This window comes from Fischerella sp., assembly GCF_013388695.1.
GTDB lineage: Bacteria > Cyanobacteriota > Cyanobacteriia > Cyanobacteriales > Nostocaceae > PCC9605.
The window spans coordinates 1-13,027 of record NZ_JACAEU010000113.1; the positions used below are offsets into that span (position 1 = coordinate 1).

Annotated in this window: 12 protein-coding genes; 8 read left to right on the forward strand and 4 right to left on the reverse strand. The window is 42.2% G+C overall.

From position 1 onward, the window contains the following. The first annotated feature begins 417 nt into the window (after positions 1 to 417). The gene (locus tag HXY43_RS15130) at positions 418 to 951 is read left to right on the forward strand and encodes a DUF4330 domain-containing protein (protein WP_026736401.1); all 534 of its coding nucleotides are present in this window, start codon (positions 418 to 420) and stop codon (positions 949 to 951) included. Positions 952 to 1,193: 242 nt separating this feature from the next. On the opposite strand, the gene HXY43_RS15135 is transcribed toward HXY43_RS15130, so the two are convergent. Continuing rightward, a complete protein-coding gene (locus tag HXY43_RS15135) occupies positions 1,194 to 2,114 on the reverse strand; it encodes an alpha/beta hydrolase (protein ID WP_290884261.1) in 921 nt (306 codons plus the stop codon). A 554-nt stretch (positions 2,115 to 2,668) separates the two neighbouring features. Between HXY43_RS15135 and HXY43_RS15140 the strand changes: the two genes are divergently transcribed. Together HXY43_RS15140 and HXY43_RS15145 are read left to right on the forward strand one after the other, a co-directional pair. Beyond that, positions 2,669 to 3,256, forward strand: a complete 588-nt coding sequence (locus HXY43_RS15140; RefSeq protein ID WP_290884263.1) for a hypothetical protein — start codon at positions 2,669 to 2,671, stop codon at positions 3,254 to 3,256. A gap of 150 nt (positions 3,257 to 3,406) precedes the next feature. Continuing rightward, positions 3,407 to 4,174 carry an armadillo-type fold-containing protein gene (locus HXY43_RS15145; protein WP_290884206.1) on the forward strand — a complete coding sequence of 256 codons (768 nt, stop codon included), beginning with the start codon at positions 3,407 to 3,409 and terminating at the stop codon, positions 4,172 to 4,174. Between the two features lie 61 nt (positions 4,175 to 4,235). Here the strand turns inward: HXY43_RS15145 and ftsE are convergent, their stop codons facing one another. From ftsE to HXY43_RS15160, 3 genes are all read right to left on the reverse strand, one after another. Beyond that, positions 4,236 to 4,997: a cell division ATP-binding protein FtsE gene (gene ftsE / locus HXY43_RS15150; protein WP_290884208.1), complete on the reverse strand. Its 762-nt coding sequence runs from the start codon at positions 4,995 to 4,997 to the stop codon at positions 4,236 to 4,238. A 112-nt stretch (positions 4,998 to 5,109) separates the two neighbouring features. Continuing rightward, complete coding sequence (locus tag HXY43_RS15155) at positions 5,110 to 5,877, reverse strand: WecB/TagA/CpsF family glycosyltransferase (protein WP_026736406.1); 768 nt, start codon at positions 5,875 to 5,877, stop codon at positions 5,110 to 5,112. Between the two features lie 259 nt (positions 5,878 to 6,136). After that, positions 6,137 to 6,397, reverse strand: coding sequence for a hypothetical protein (locus HXY43_RS15160; protein ID WP_290884210.1), 261 nt, complete (start codon positions 6,395 to 6,397; stop codon positions 6,137 to 6,139). A gap of 111 nt (positions 6,398 to 6,508) precedes the next feature. Between HXY43_RS15160 and HXY43_RS15165 the strand changes: the two genes are divergently transcribed. From HXY43_RS15165 to mtnA, 5 genes are all read left to right on the forward strand, one after another. Next, the gene (locus tag HXY43_RS15165; RefSeq protein ID WP_290884212.1) at positions 6,509 to 7,237 is read left to right on the forward strand and encodes a response regulator transcription factor; all 729 of its coding nucleotides are present in this window, start codon (positions 6,509 to 6,511) and stop codon (positions 7,235 to 7,237) included. A 183-nt stretch (positions 7,238 to 7,420) separates the two neighbouring features. Next, positions 7,421 to 9,082, forward strand: coding sequence for a SpoIIE family protein phosphatase (locus HXY43_RS15170; RefSeq protein ID WP_290884216.1), 1,662 nt, complete (start codon positions 7,421 to 7,423; stop codon positions 9,080 to 9,082). A 3-nt stretch (positions 9,083 to 9,085) separates the two neighbouring features. After that, positions 9,086 to 9,508: an anti-sigma regulatory factor gene (locus tag HXY43_RS15175; RefSeq protein WP_026736409.1), complete on the forward strand. Its 423-nt coding sequence runs from the start codon at positions 9,086 to 9,088 to the stop codon at positions 9,506 to 9,508. A 399-nt stretch (positions 9,509 to 9,907) separates the two neighbouring features. Beyond that, positions 9,908 to 11,815: a 1-deoxy-D-xylulose-5-phosphate synthase gene (gene dxs, locus HXY43_RS15180; protein WP_026736419.1), complete on the forward strand. Its 1,908-nt coding sequence runs from the start codon at positions 9,908 to 9,910 to the stop codon at positions 11,813 to 11,815. Between the two features lie 147 nt (positions 11,816 to 11,962). Then, entirely contained in the window at positions 11,963 to 13,024 is a 1,062-nt protein-coding gene (mtnA, locus tag HXY43_RS15185; protein ID WP_290884219.1) for an S-methyl-5-thioribose-1-phosphate isomerase, read from the forward strand. Positions 13,025 to 13,027: the final 3 nt, after the last annotated feature.

Consider the following 13,027-nt stretch of genomic DNA (forward strand, 5'->3'; position numbering starts at 1 on the left):
CGCACTGCTATGGATAACAATTATATGGTTCAGGTTCTCAATTGTTTTTTCATTAGCAACACTTTAGATTCTTCTGATTCCTTGTGTCAAGCCTGATTGAGATGCTCTTACCCTGAGTTGCATTAGAAATCGTTAACGCAAATTTTAGCGATTTTACATAACTATAAGGCTGTTTTAACCGATTTTTTTTTCGCAACGGCAACTAAAAACAGCGATCGTGATAAACTGTCGCATGATCAAACAAAGGAAAAAGGAGGAAGACAGGAGGCAGCTATGCTGTAGACGCCCGTAAGGGTGGCTTCTCACAGGATAGAAAAATATTGCTGTTTCGAGTTACGACAAAGTAAAAAAAACAATCTTTCACTAGACCGTGCTGTTAAAATTACTTACTCAGTTTTGATTTAGGAAAACTTAGTTATGGCTATTGTAGATTCCAAAGGTCGCTTATTCGGTAAATTCAACATTCTTGATATCGGTGCTTTACTGGTAATACTGCTAGTTATATTTGGCATCTTTTTCTTTCCTGGCACGACTGGTTCTGTAGCTCAAGTTGGAACTAAAACAGTACCTATTGAAGTAGATTTAGTCGTGCGGGGATTGAACGTACGTGACCCTGAAATTTTATATAGTCAAGGATTACAAAAAGGTGGTAAAACTAACGTGATTATCCGCAATCAACCCTACGGCCAAATTGCAATTAAATCCGTTAAAAAACTACCTAGAACTACACTTGTTCCTCAACCTGATGGTACGGTTAAAGAATTACCAGATCCAAAATCAAACAGTTTTAGTACTGATATGTTATTGACTTTAGAAGGCAAAGCACAGGTCACTAACAATGGGCCAGTTCTAGGTAACAGTAAAGTTAAAATTGGCATGCCATTTGAATTAGAAGGCTTTAATTATAACTTCAATGCCAGCGTAATTGATATACGGTTAAAAGACAAGTAATAGTGTTGTTTTTGGCGTTTTAAATAGTTTCCAGACAAGGGGGACAAAACAAGTCAAAAGTCAAAAGTAAAGATTATAATTTTGATTTTTGACTTGGTACTTTTGACATCCCAAAGGGTGTCTTCTCCCTCTCCCTTGTCTTACCTGAGCATCGTTACCAGGTTCAACCTGGTAACAAAAATTAGAGCCTTTGGCTCTTACTGAGAAAGGTGAAAGATATCAGTTAAAACTAACTTTTATTATTAGTAAGTAACTGCTGTTGGCGATTCACTTAGCAATGGTAAAAATTTTCGGATCAAACCAATTGTCACTGCTGGTAATTCCAACTGTGGTGTCAATCCCACATCTTCTAATTCTTGAAAAAATCTAATCGCTTGTGGATTCAACTGAGCAAGACGACGACCAATTTCTGGACTGGTAAATTGTGATTTTTGTCCCCAAATAATCGCAGTGGGAGTTGTTAGTTGTTGAATGTACAGTGACAAATCAAAACTTAAATCACCACGTACAAAAGATAGGGCTGCATATTCGGCATTGGGCTGCTTGGCAGATTCTAAGTAAGCTTGGACAATTTCCTCGTACACCCGATTAGGCTGGGCAAATTGTCGTTGATCTAAAAAGCTGCGAATACCCCCTTCGGTAGCAACTCCAGCACTGTAAAGTATCCGGTCGAGAACGGGAATACTGATCAGCTGAGCAATAAAAGTGCGGGAATAATCTTGTCCAAAGTCGGCAAGTCCGGCAGATGTCGTGAGAATCAAAGACTTGAATAATTCTGGATGAGCGATCGCCACTCGAATAGTAAACGCCGCTGTCAAAGAAGAGGCAATTACTCTCACCGGCCCATCACAAGTTTGTTGCAAAAACTCGCGGATCGTCGTCAAATAATCCTCTATTTTGTAATTTCGTGCCGGATGTTCCGATCTACCCCAACCAATCAAGTCCGGTGCCAAAATTCGATATTCGGCGGCAAATGCTGGGTAAACTTTCGACCACTCATATGCGGAAGATCCACCACCAAACCCGTGCAGGAACACTAAAGTTTCCAAGTCCCGGCTAGCAGTCATTTCTTCCTGCCAAGGTGAGCCAACAGCAGTATAATAAGCCATTCTACCTAGTGAGGTAGTCACAGAGCGTTGTTCAAATCCTAGTGGCTGAAACATAAGTTTTTTTGTCAAGAGTCAATGGTCAATAGTCATTGGTCATTGGTCATTAGTTAGTGGTTAGTGGTTAGTAGTTAGTGGTTATTCTCCCACTCTCCCCATCTCCCACTCTCCCACTCTCCCACTCTCCCCATCTCCCTACCTGCCTCCAAAGACAGATTCAAAACAATTTTGCGTAATCGGTGCTTCTGGTGAAGTAGATGTAAAAGTACTGCCTAGCTTGTAAAGATTCAGTGATTTTTTTTCTAGTTTTCCAGATATTGTTGCTTACAAATACTATGATTCCAATGTTTCTATTAGTAGCTACTATTACCGAGGGGTAAGACCCTCAATCTTTATTTATGTTACTCTATCAGAAATAATACTGATAGTATTGAGCATCAATAAAGCTCCTAAACCTAATCAAAAATAGTTATTAACATTAGTTCTGCTGAATGCTGCTCACCGATCGACTAGCTTTTAAACCTAGTATCTAATGCAGCTCTACGGAAGAAATCACTCTCCCTATAATTAGCGATCTGATTATTTCATAGAAAATGCTTAAGCGGGGTGTCATGGGAAAACAGGCTTGTCTTCAATCAAATCAAAGACCAAAGTTTGAAGACCGTCAATTTACGCTGGGTCACTTTGATATCCAAAATCAAACTATAGATTCCACCTTCCAGAGTCAAATGCAGGCAGCTGCTGGTAGCTCCGAAAAGGTTGCTATACCTAACTGTATTTATTTAAATTTGGAAAATTTAAAATGCTTTGAAGTAGTAAAGCGCCAGTATGAACAATGGGACGTAATTTTTGATAATTGTATTGCAATACAACCTTCAAACCCGGCATTTCCTACCCACTCTGGCCAGGTAGTGTTGATGGCAGCGCCAAAAAGCGGATATTTAGAAGTTACTTTCCTGCGTCCAGTTCAATTTGTGAGTGCTTTTATCACAAGTTCACAGCGGTTAGTGCTTTCTGCATATAACCGCGATCGCCAACTACTAGCGCAAACAGTGCTATCAGGAGCCAATCTTGCCAATTCTGATTCTGCCGTACCTCCCAATACCTTACTATCTGTAAAAGCGAGTGACATCCATAGGGTCACTTTCTGCGCTTTTGATGGTCAATTCACTATTGATGGCTTTAGTTTCTGTTTTTAGCTTAAAACTGTAAAAACTCGGTGATAAAATCGGTGTCACAACCTCTACTTCATTTATGGTGGTAGAGGTTATTACTTATTCATCACACCCTTAATCAGGGCGTAGCATTTATTACATTAAACTGTTTCACACATAAAGTAGGTAAATACCGTGGCACAGGCTTCGTCTTCTTGGCAGCAATTAGTTAACCAGATCCTCAACTGGCTGCCTCCAGAGTTCAAGTCAGGAGTCACAAAAAAGAGAGTTCTCGAACGTTTCCGAGAACCAGGAAGCGTTCTTGGATTCCTGACAATAGTGGTTGCCATGCTGTTGTGGAACTGGCAACTGCTATTAGCTAGCAGTGTAGGTGTTGGGGTCATGATATTAGTTTATTCAATGCAAGCATGGAACTGGCGTTTACGCTGGTCTGAAATCCGAAAATTTTTAAACAGTCCCAACCGGCGCTTAGCTTTAGCAGTCACTAGTGGCGGCATTGCTTGCGTTAGCACGTATATGACATTTGCTATCTGGTTAGATTCCAACAGTCATTGGCTTGCTGCTGGTTTGACTCTGCTAGGTTTAGGGACGTTATTGACATTTATTTTACTGGTATGGCAAATAGTCAACTTTTATGGAAGTCGAGAGGAAAACCAGTTAGATGAGTTGCTCGTTAATTTAACAGCAACAGATCCCCTCAAACGTTTAATTGCCGTTCGGCAAATTACCAAATTAATTATCCGTAATCGAGTAGATGCTTGTGAGCAGCAAAGTGTTAACGATTGCTTGCGCCTTCTTCTTCGCCAAGAAGAGGAAGGCGCAATAAGAGAGGCTGTTTTTCAAAGTTTGCAAGCTTTGGAACGAGCGCAAGTGCTTTTACCTAGTGCCACAGCAATTAGAATACCAGCCTCAGCGAAGGTAAAAAATCGGGTTAGTTGTTAGTTATTAGTTGGTGGTTGTTTGTTGGTTGTTGTTTCAACTAACAAACAACAAACAACAAGGATTAAGCACTAATTTCATACAATCTTCCATTGCGGACTTGCACTACACGATGGTTGCATCGTCGCACTAACTGCTCATCGTGAGTAGTAACAATTACTGTCGCACCAAAAGAATTTAACTTCTGAAGAATCTGCATTACTTGCCAGGAATTATCTGGATCGAGATTTCCGGTTGGTTCATCAGCTAAAAGCAGTGGTGGGGTTGCAACGATCGCCCGTGCAATACTCACCCGTTGTTGTTCTCCTCCAGAAAGTTGTTCGGGAAAGCAGTTAGCTTTGGCAAACAAACCTACTAACTTCAAAGTTGGTTCCAAACGTCGTTGAATTTCCTTGCGGGTATATCCTTGCGCTTGCAGCACAACTGTTACATTTTCTGCCACTGTTCGTTGGGGAATCAGTTTGTAGTCTTGAAATACAATACCAATGCGCCGTCGGAATAAAGACAAGCGATCGCCCCGTAAAGTTGCTACATTACATCCATCAACTATCACTTCTCCCTGGGTTGGTAACTCTTGGCCATACAACAGTTTCAAAAGCGTAGATTTACCAGAACCACTTGGCCCTGTGATAAACAGAAATTCTCCCTGTTTGATCTCAAGATTTACATCCAACAGGGCGTTATGTCCGTTGAGATATGTTTTTGCTGCTGAGTGCAATTGCACCATCAGTGTACTAACATTCTCCGGTTGAGTATCACTGTCTTGAAGATGAATAGATTTGTCAGTTTCGTCAGTCGCTGCTTTCGGTGATAATACTGCTGGCATTGCTGTTTCTTCACACCCACAATTAAACATGTATAAAATTAAGATTCCCAGGTAATACCCAGGAATCTCAGATCCACGCTTAAAAATTTTGTGATAACGAACCACCAACAAATCACGGTACTTGCTGAGTGATCGCTTCTTTAACGGTCATACCATAAACTAAGGATTTGAGAGCAAACTTGGGTAAAGCCAACATTCGCCGCCAACGCCAAGGTTCTTTGTATAGCCGATATAGCCATTCCAAATGGTTGTTTCCCAACCAAGCTGGAGCCCTACTTTTCGTCCCTGACCAGATATCAAAACTACCACCAACGCCGATCCAAATTGCTTGGGGACACAAATGGCGATTTTGAGCAATCCATAATTCTTGACGCGGTACACCCAAGCCAACAAAAATTACTTGTGGTTGCAGCTGGGCAAGAGTTTGTCGCAATTGTTCTTCTTCTGCTTGGGAATGGAAGCCAGAATGAGTACCTGCTATGAACAAATTTGGGCTTTGAGAAAGCCAAAATTCTCCCGCTTTGGCAGCCACTCCAGGCGCTCCACCATAGAAAAATACTTTTGCGCCCGTTTGTTTTTGTCCAAGTTCTCGTAGCAGTGTTTCTGCAAGTTCAATTCCCGGAGTGCGTTGCACTTTTTGCCGCCGCAGCCACCGCAAAAACAGAACTACTCCCGCTCCATCTGGAATCACTAACTCAGCATTTTTAATAGCCTGAGCTAGGGATTTATTCTGCTCTGCCTGCATGGTCATTTCTGCATTGAGCGTCACTACATGCCCTCCGATGCCCTCTCGCAAGCATTCTAGCAACCAGCCTGGATAATCAGTCATTACATGAACTGGCAGCCCCAGCACGGAAAATACTTTCGGCGGTTTAAGCATAACCTGTTTTTAAGTAGCCTCACACCAAAGTCTATCGTAACGATAGTTTAACAAATTTTTTTTCAAACAGGAATTTTTTATAATGTATTAAAAATTACATTTGATGTTTTTTTTATAAAAACAGACAATCTGTTTATATGAATAGATTTAAAACCTTATCACCACACGTGTACTTATCACAAGCATAGTTTAATTAGATACTTATAATTAAGCTAAAAACTGAGAATATACGTGAGAGTTCCAGTAGAAGTAAAAAGTGTCATGTATAAAAACTTATAGATAAAGCGACTTCTAAGTTTTTATCACGCATTGAATTATCAGCTCTGCTCACGACCAGGATAATTGCTATTACAGCTTTATGCAACTTTGAACTTTTGATTTCTGAAGCTGATACGCCTGGTGCATTTACACCTGTTTGTGGCTTTTCAGAGCTAAGATTAACTAGCCATGAGTCAGAATAGAAAGAGTTCCTAGTTCCTGCTTCTGAAATATTTTTTTTAGTTGCAACGCCAAATGCCAATTAGCTTAGTACAGATGAGTACAGACTATATATATCTTTAAACTACATCTCCCGAGACTTTTTAGTAAACTCAATTTTACAGTTATAGAGTGTAATGGGTAGAAATCGACCATGAGTAAAATTCGTGTGGCATTAATAGAAGATCACGATCTCACCCGTGTAGGTATCAAGACAGCACTTCAGCAAAAGGAAGAAATAGAAGTGGTGGGAGAAGCAGCTAATGCTGCTGACGGCATGAAATTGTTAAAAACAATACAAACGGATATTGCGATTATAGATATTGGCCTACCAGATAAAGATGGCATTGAACTAACACGAGAGGTAAAGTCTATTACTAGCGGAGATGAATCAGCAACCAAGGTATTAATATTGACCCTGCGAGATAACAAAGAAGCAGTGTTAGCAGCTTTTGCAGCCGGGGCAGACTCCTACTGCATGAAAGATATTAAGTTTGATAATTTGCTGGAAGCCGTACGCGTTACCTACAATGGCAATGCTTGGATAGATCCGGCGATCGCCCGCATTGTCTTACAACAAGCGCAACAAAATCCCCATAAGCCAGAAATAACACTGAAGGATACTAAACCCTCTGTGCCAATTTCAGAAAAGGCTGAAGTAGAGAATGAAGAAGAAATGATCGATCCTTACACCCTTACAGAAAGGGAATTAGAAGTATTGCAGTTAATTGTTGAAGGTTGTAGCAATGCTGTGATTGCAGACAGACTTTACATCACGGTCGGGACAGTCAAAACTCACGTTCGTAATATTTTGAACAAACTCTGTGCAGACGACCGTACCCAAGCAGCGGTTCGGGCTTTACGTTCTGGATTAGTCGGTTAGATTGGATTTGAGGGTTTTGAACTTCATCAAGCGATTATAAGTAAATTTACTAAGTTCTAAAAAATATGTGTTAAAAATGAGTGGACTCTCTTAAATCACGTTTTTTTATTGTTCAACTGACGATTAGGTGTAATAAAAGTTATACTATCTCGCCATTCAAGTATCTGGAAAGTGAAGTCAAATATGACTGAGACAGATGTAGAAAAACTTAAATTAATGGTGGTAGATGATGAGCCGGAGAATTTAGAATTACTCTACCGCACTTTTAGGCGAGATTTTCAAGTATATAAAGCAAATCACGCCTTAAGTGCACTTGACATTTTAGACAAAGAAGGTGAGATGGCTGTGATCATCTCTGATCAAAGAATGCCAGAGATGAATGGCACTGAATTTCTCAGTCTAACGGTGGAGCGCTTTCCCGATACGATTCGCATTTTGTTGACTGGTTTTACTGATGTTGAAGATTTGGTGGATGCAATTAACTCCGGTCAGGTCTTTAAATACATCACCAAACCCTGGAAACCCGATCGGTTAAAGGCGATCGTCGAGCAAGCAGCAGATACATATCAGGTCGTCAAAAAACGTACTCAGGAGTTGCGTCGCGCCCTGCGACGGGAATCTTTATTTAATGCGGTGACAACAGCAATTCGCGAGTCTCTTGACTACTCCAGTATGTTGCAAAAAATTGTTGCCACAATTGGCCAAACTTTTGAAACCAGTTATTGCTTGCTCAGACCAGTAGAAGGCAATCAGTTGACAGCAGATGAGTTCTCCTACTTAGATCCCAAAACTTCTTTCTCTAGTTGCTCGTTTAATCCCAGTCCTTTGATCGAAAAAGTTCTAGAAACTCATCATTATCAACATTATCAATACACGCATGAGGGTTCACCCTTTTACCAACTGGTTGTACCACTAATCTATCAGCAGCACCTACTCGCTGTTCTGGCACTCTACCAGTGGGGACGCGATCGCCCTTGGCGAGATGAAGATATCCAGCTAATAGCAGGTGTTGCTGAACAAGCAGCCTTGGCCCTCTCCCAAGCCAAACTCTACCAGCGCCTTCAAGAAAAGCAAGAACAAATCCGGACTGAATTGGAGGTTGCACGCCAAATTCAAAACAACCTACTGCGCCAAAGCTTGCCCAATATCAAGGATGCAAAGGTGCAAGCTTGTTGTTACCCTGCTCGCGAAGTAGGAGGGGATTTTTTTGAAGTGTTTGTTCATCCCAAAGGCGATTTGTGGTTAGCAGTGGGTGATGTTTCCGGTAAGGGTGTCCCAGCAGCTTTGTTCATGGCTAGTGCCATTTCGGTATTGCGCCGCGAATTGTCTCAAGAAACACCAGCCATGCCGAATACAGTCATTCAGAATCTCAACCACGCCCTAGGTGATGACTTAATTAGTAATAATTGCTTTATTACCCTGGTCTTAGCTCGGTATACCCCTACCACTAGAGAGCTAGTGTACGCAAATGCAGGTCACATATATCCCCTGCTTTGGTCTAGCAAGACTGCCCCTGATAATCCCATTTACCTCAAAGTACGTGGCATTCCCGTTGGCATTTTGCCTAAGTGGCAAGCAGCCTTCGGGCAATTGTCTCTCGCTCCTGGAGATACTTTACTGCTAACCAGTGATGGTATTACTGAAGCAATGGTTTGCAAAAATATCGATTCAACCGAGAATGGCATCAAGCCCAATCATTTTTCTATGCTGAATCTAGAGGGTCTTTGGCAACTCTTGCAAGCGGAAGATCAACCACTTTCTCTCAACCATTTGCTATCCCGAATCCAGGCAGATAACCCCATTCAAGAAGATGACCAAACTATACTTTCACTGGAGGTTTTGTAAATAATGAAAAGCGAGCTTCATGTACCAAGTGACTTGAAGTTTTTAAGCATCGTGGAAAACTGGTTGTTGGGATGCTTAGAAGTCCAGATGAAAGAATCAGTTGATTGGTCAAGGCAATCAAGTCGTTTGCGATTGGCTTTAGTAGAAGCCTATTCCAACGTTGTGCGTCATGCCCACAAAAATCAGCCCTATTTGCCAGTGTTAATTCGTTTGGAACTGAAAGACCGCGATGTTGCCCTGGAAGTTTGGGACTGTGGCGAAGGTTTTGAATTGTCTGACTATTTACCACCTAGCCCCACGGATAAACAAGAAGGTGGATATGGTTGGTTGATTATCAATCGCCTCATGGATAAAGTGGAATACCAGTTGCAAGTTAATGGTGGTAACTGTCTTAAATTAGAAGTCTCTCTGTCAGAATCTGCGTAGTCATAAAATCATAGTATGTACTCAGACAGAATTAATTACACACATTGTTTTCTTGTTCCCTGTTAAGCGTTTCCCTTTCCCTGCCTCCGTGAATGAATTTAATTTTACTTAACTACTTATGTATTCATCAAGATTCTCCGAGAAACCCCGCCCTCAGCGAAGTTATCTGTACATGACCGAAACAATTCAAAATTAAAAATTCAAAATGCAAAATTAAGAAGAAATAAAAATGTTTAATTCATTTCGGGTACAATCCCCCAATTTTAATTGTGGGGATTTCAATTTTGAATTTTGAATTTTGAATTTTTAATTGGAGCGAAGCGAGTGACTCTCAAAGTAGCTGTTCACCCAAGCGTGGGAGAATCAGTATATAAGATTTAGAGAGGAAAATGCTATAGTATGCATTTGAGTGAAATTACTCATCCCAACCAGTTGCATGGTTTATCAATTCGACAGCTGCAACAAATAGCTCGTCAGATCCGGGATAAGCATTTGCAAACCGTAGCTGCTACCGGAGGACATTTGGGACCTGGGTTAGGTGTTGTAGAGTTGACCTTAGGGCTGTACCAAACACTAGACTTAGACCGTGATAAAGTTATTTGGGATGTAGGACATCAAGCGTATCCTCATAAACTCATTACAGGACGCTATAGTCGCTTCGATACCCTACGGCAAAAAGACGGAATTGCTGGTTATCTCAAACGTTGTGAAAGCAAATTTGACCATTTCGGCGCAGGACACGCTTCTACTAGCATCTCCGCAGCTTTGGGTATGGCTTTAGCGCGAGACGCCAAAGGGGAAAAATTTAAAGTTGCAGCCATCATTGGTGATGGGGCGCTGACTGGTGGTATGGCATTAGAAGCCATCAATCACGCCGGACATCTACCCAAAACTAATTTACTAGTTGTCCTCAACGATAACGAAATGTCAATATCTCCTAACGTTGGGGCAATTCCCCGCTACCTCAACAAAATGCGCCTTAGCGGGCCGGTGCAGTTTCTCAAAGATAATTTTGAGGAACAAGTTAAGCAAATTCCTTTTGTTGGTGAATCTCTTTCTCCAGAACTAGGACGCATTAAAGAAGGGATGAAGCGCTTGGCTGTACCAAAAGTGGGTGCAGTTTTTGAAGAACTCGGCTTTACTTACATTGGTCCAGTAGACGGGCATAATTTAGAAGAATTGATTGCTACCTTCCAACAGGCACATCAAATCCCCGGGCCTGTGTTAGTGCATGTGGCAACAACGAAGGGCAAAGGCTACGAAATTGCCGAACAAGACCAAGTCGGCTACCATGCCCAAACTCCCTTCAACTTGACTACAGGTAAAGCAATTCCCTCTAACAAACCCAAACCCCCTGGCTACAGTAAAGTTTTTGCCCACACCTTAGTCAAACTCGCCGAACAAAACCCGAAAATCATCGGTATTACTGCCGCGATGGCAACCGGAACAGGCTTAGACAAACTCCAAGCCAAGTTACCCAATCAATATATCGATGTGGGTATTGCCGAACAACATGCCGTCACTCTCTCTGCTGGACTTGCATCTGAAGGTATGCGTCCTGTAGTCGCTATCTACTCTACCTTCCTGCAACGCGCCTACGACCAGATCATTCACGATGTCTGCATCCAAAACTTGCCTGTATTCTTCTGCATGGATCGGGCTGGAATTGTCGGTGCTGATGGCCCCACCCACCAAGGTATGTACGACATTGCCTATCTGCGCTGTATTCCCAATATGGTACTGATGGCACCCAAAGACGAAGCCGAATTACAGCGGATGATCGTGACTGGCGTAAACCACACCACCGGGCCAATCGCTATGCGTTTTCCCCGTGGTAACGGCTACGGCGTCCCCTTAATGGAAGAAGGTTGGGAACCTCTGGAAATTGGCAAAGCAGAAATTCTCCGCCACGGCGATGACGTGTTAATGTTAGGCTACGGCACTATGGTGCATTCAGCCCTGCAAGCGGCAGAAATTCTCAGCGAACACGGTATAGAAGCGACTGTGATTAATGCCCGTTTTGCCAAGCCTTTAGATACAGAATTGATCTTCCCATTAGCACAGACAATTGGGCGCGTTGTGACATTGGAAGAAGGCTGCGTCATGGGTGGCTTTGGTTCCGCAGTGGCAGAAGCTTTGCTAGATGCTGATATTGTGGTTCCAATCAAGCGAATTGGCGTGCCAGATGTGTTGGTGGAACATGCACAACCAAATGAATCCAAGGCAGAATTAGGCTTAACAAGTCCGCAGATTGCTGAAAAGATTTTGCAAGCTTTCTTTAGTCAGCAAAGATCGGCAGTAGTCTAATAAAATTAACCACAAAGACACAAATAAAGGGTAAAGGGGAAAGGTTAAAGGGTAAAGGGATTTTATTAATCCTTTCTCCTTTCACCTTTTCCCTTTCCCCCTTTCTCTGACTTTGTGTCTTGGTGGTTCCCATTACTCTAAAAAAACATGTTTTCCCAAACTAACCAAGTCTATCCTGTTATTTGGCACAACGATTCAGTTTCACTCATTGACCAAACCCGCCTGCCGAGTGAATACGCATTTGTCGAAATTAGTCGCAGTGAAGATATGGCAGTAGCAATCAAAACTATGATTGTTAGAGGTGCACCTGCTATTGGTGTTGCTGCTGCTTATGGAATGTATCTTGGGGCAAGGGAAATTCACACAAACAACCGCGATGAATTTTTGCATCACTTGGAAAATGTGGCGGATATGTTGCGTTGCACTCGTCCGACGGCAGTGAATTTATTTTGGGCGATATCTCGGATGATCAAGGTAGCATATGAAACGCTAGGCAGTGTAGGCGACATCAAAAAAGCTCTGTTTCAAACTGCCCAAACTATCAATGCGGAGGATTTACAAACCTGTCAGGCAATCGGCGATCATGGCTTAAAAGTTTTGCCTACTCGCCCAGAACAACTGACTTTACTGACTCATTGCAACGCTGGGGCATTAGCAACCGCAGGTTATGGTACAGCTTTGGGTGTGGTGCGTTCCGCTTGGCGAGAAGGACGGTTGACACGGGTATTTGCTGACGAAACCCGCCCAAGGTTGCAAGGTGCAAAACTCACTACCTGGGAATGTGTCCAAGAAGGCATTCCAGTTACGTTAATTACTGACAGTATGGCTGCCCATTGCATGAAGCAGGGTATGATTGATGCCGTTATTGTCGGTGCTGATCGAATCGCTGCTAATGGAGATACAGCTAACAAAATTGGCACGTATAGTTTAGCACTTGTATCTAAAGCACATCATATTCCTTTCTTTGTGGCTGCACCGCTTTCGACTGTTGATTTTTCCCTATCTGATGGCAGTCAAATTCCGATTGAGGAGCGTGACCCAACAGAAATATATCAAGTTGGTGAAACCATCCTAACACCAGCAGGCGTGGAATTTTATAATCCTGCTTTTGATGTCACCCCAGCAGAATTAATCACAGCCATCATTACAGAGAATGGTGCATTTGCTCCTGGTGAGTTAAAACAGTTACAGCTAAAGCAAATGGTTTAGCAA

Bases quoted from the DNA above. Each gene is read 5' to 3' on its own strand.
- dxs (WP_026736419.1), top strand. From the start codon at position 9,908: ATGCATTTGAGTGAAATTACTCATCCCAACCAGTTGCATGGTTTATCA.
- HXY43_RS15175 (WP_026736409.1), top strand. From the start codon at position 9,086: ATGAAAAGCGAGCTTCATGTACCAAGTGACTTGAAGTTTTTAAGCATC.
- HXY43_RS15130 (WP_026736401.1), top strand. From the start codon at position 418: ATGGCTATTGTAGATTCCAAAGGTCGCTTATTCGGTAAATTCAACATT.
- HXY43_RS15155 (WP_026736406.1), bottom strand. From the start codon at position 5,877: ATGCTTAAACCGCCGAAAGTATTTTCCGTGCTGGGGCTGCCAGTTCAT.
- HXY43_RS15140 (WP_290884263.1), top strand. From the start codon at position 2,669: ATGGGAAAACAGGCTTGTCTTCAATCAAATCAAAGACCAAAGTTTGAA.
- HXY43_RS15170 (WP_290884216.1), top strand. From the start codon at position 7,421: ATGACTGAGACAGATGTAGAAAAACTTAAATTAATGGTGGTAGATGAT.
- mtnA (WP_290884219.1), top strand. From the start codon at position 11,963: ATGTTTTCCCAAACTAACCAAGTCTATCCTGTTATTTGGCACAACGAT.
- HXY43_RS15135 (WP_290884261.1), bottom strand. From the start codon at position 2,114: ATGTTTCAGCCACTAGGATTTGAACAACGCTCTGTGACTACCTCACTA.
- ftsE (WP_290884208.1), bottom strand. From the start codon at position 4,997: ATGCCAGCAGTATTATCACCGAAAGCAGCGACTGACGAAACTGACAAA.
- HXY43_RS15165 (WP_290884212.1), top strand. From the start codon at position 6,509: ATGAGTAAAATTCGTGTGGCATTAATAGAAGATCACGATCTCACCCGT.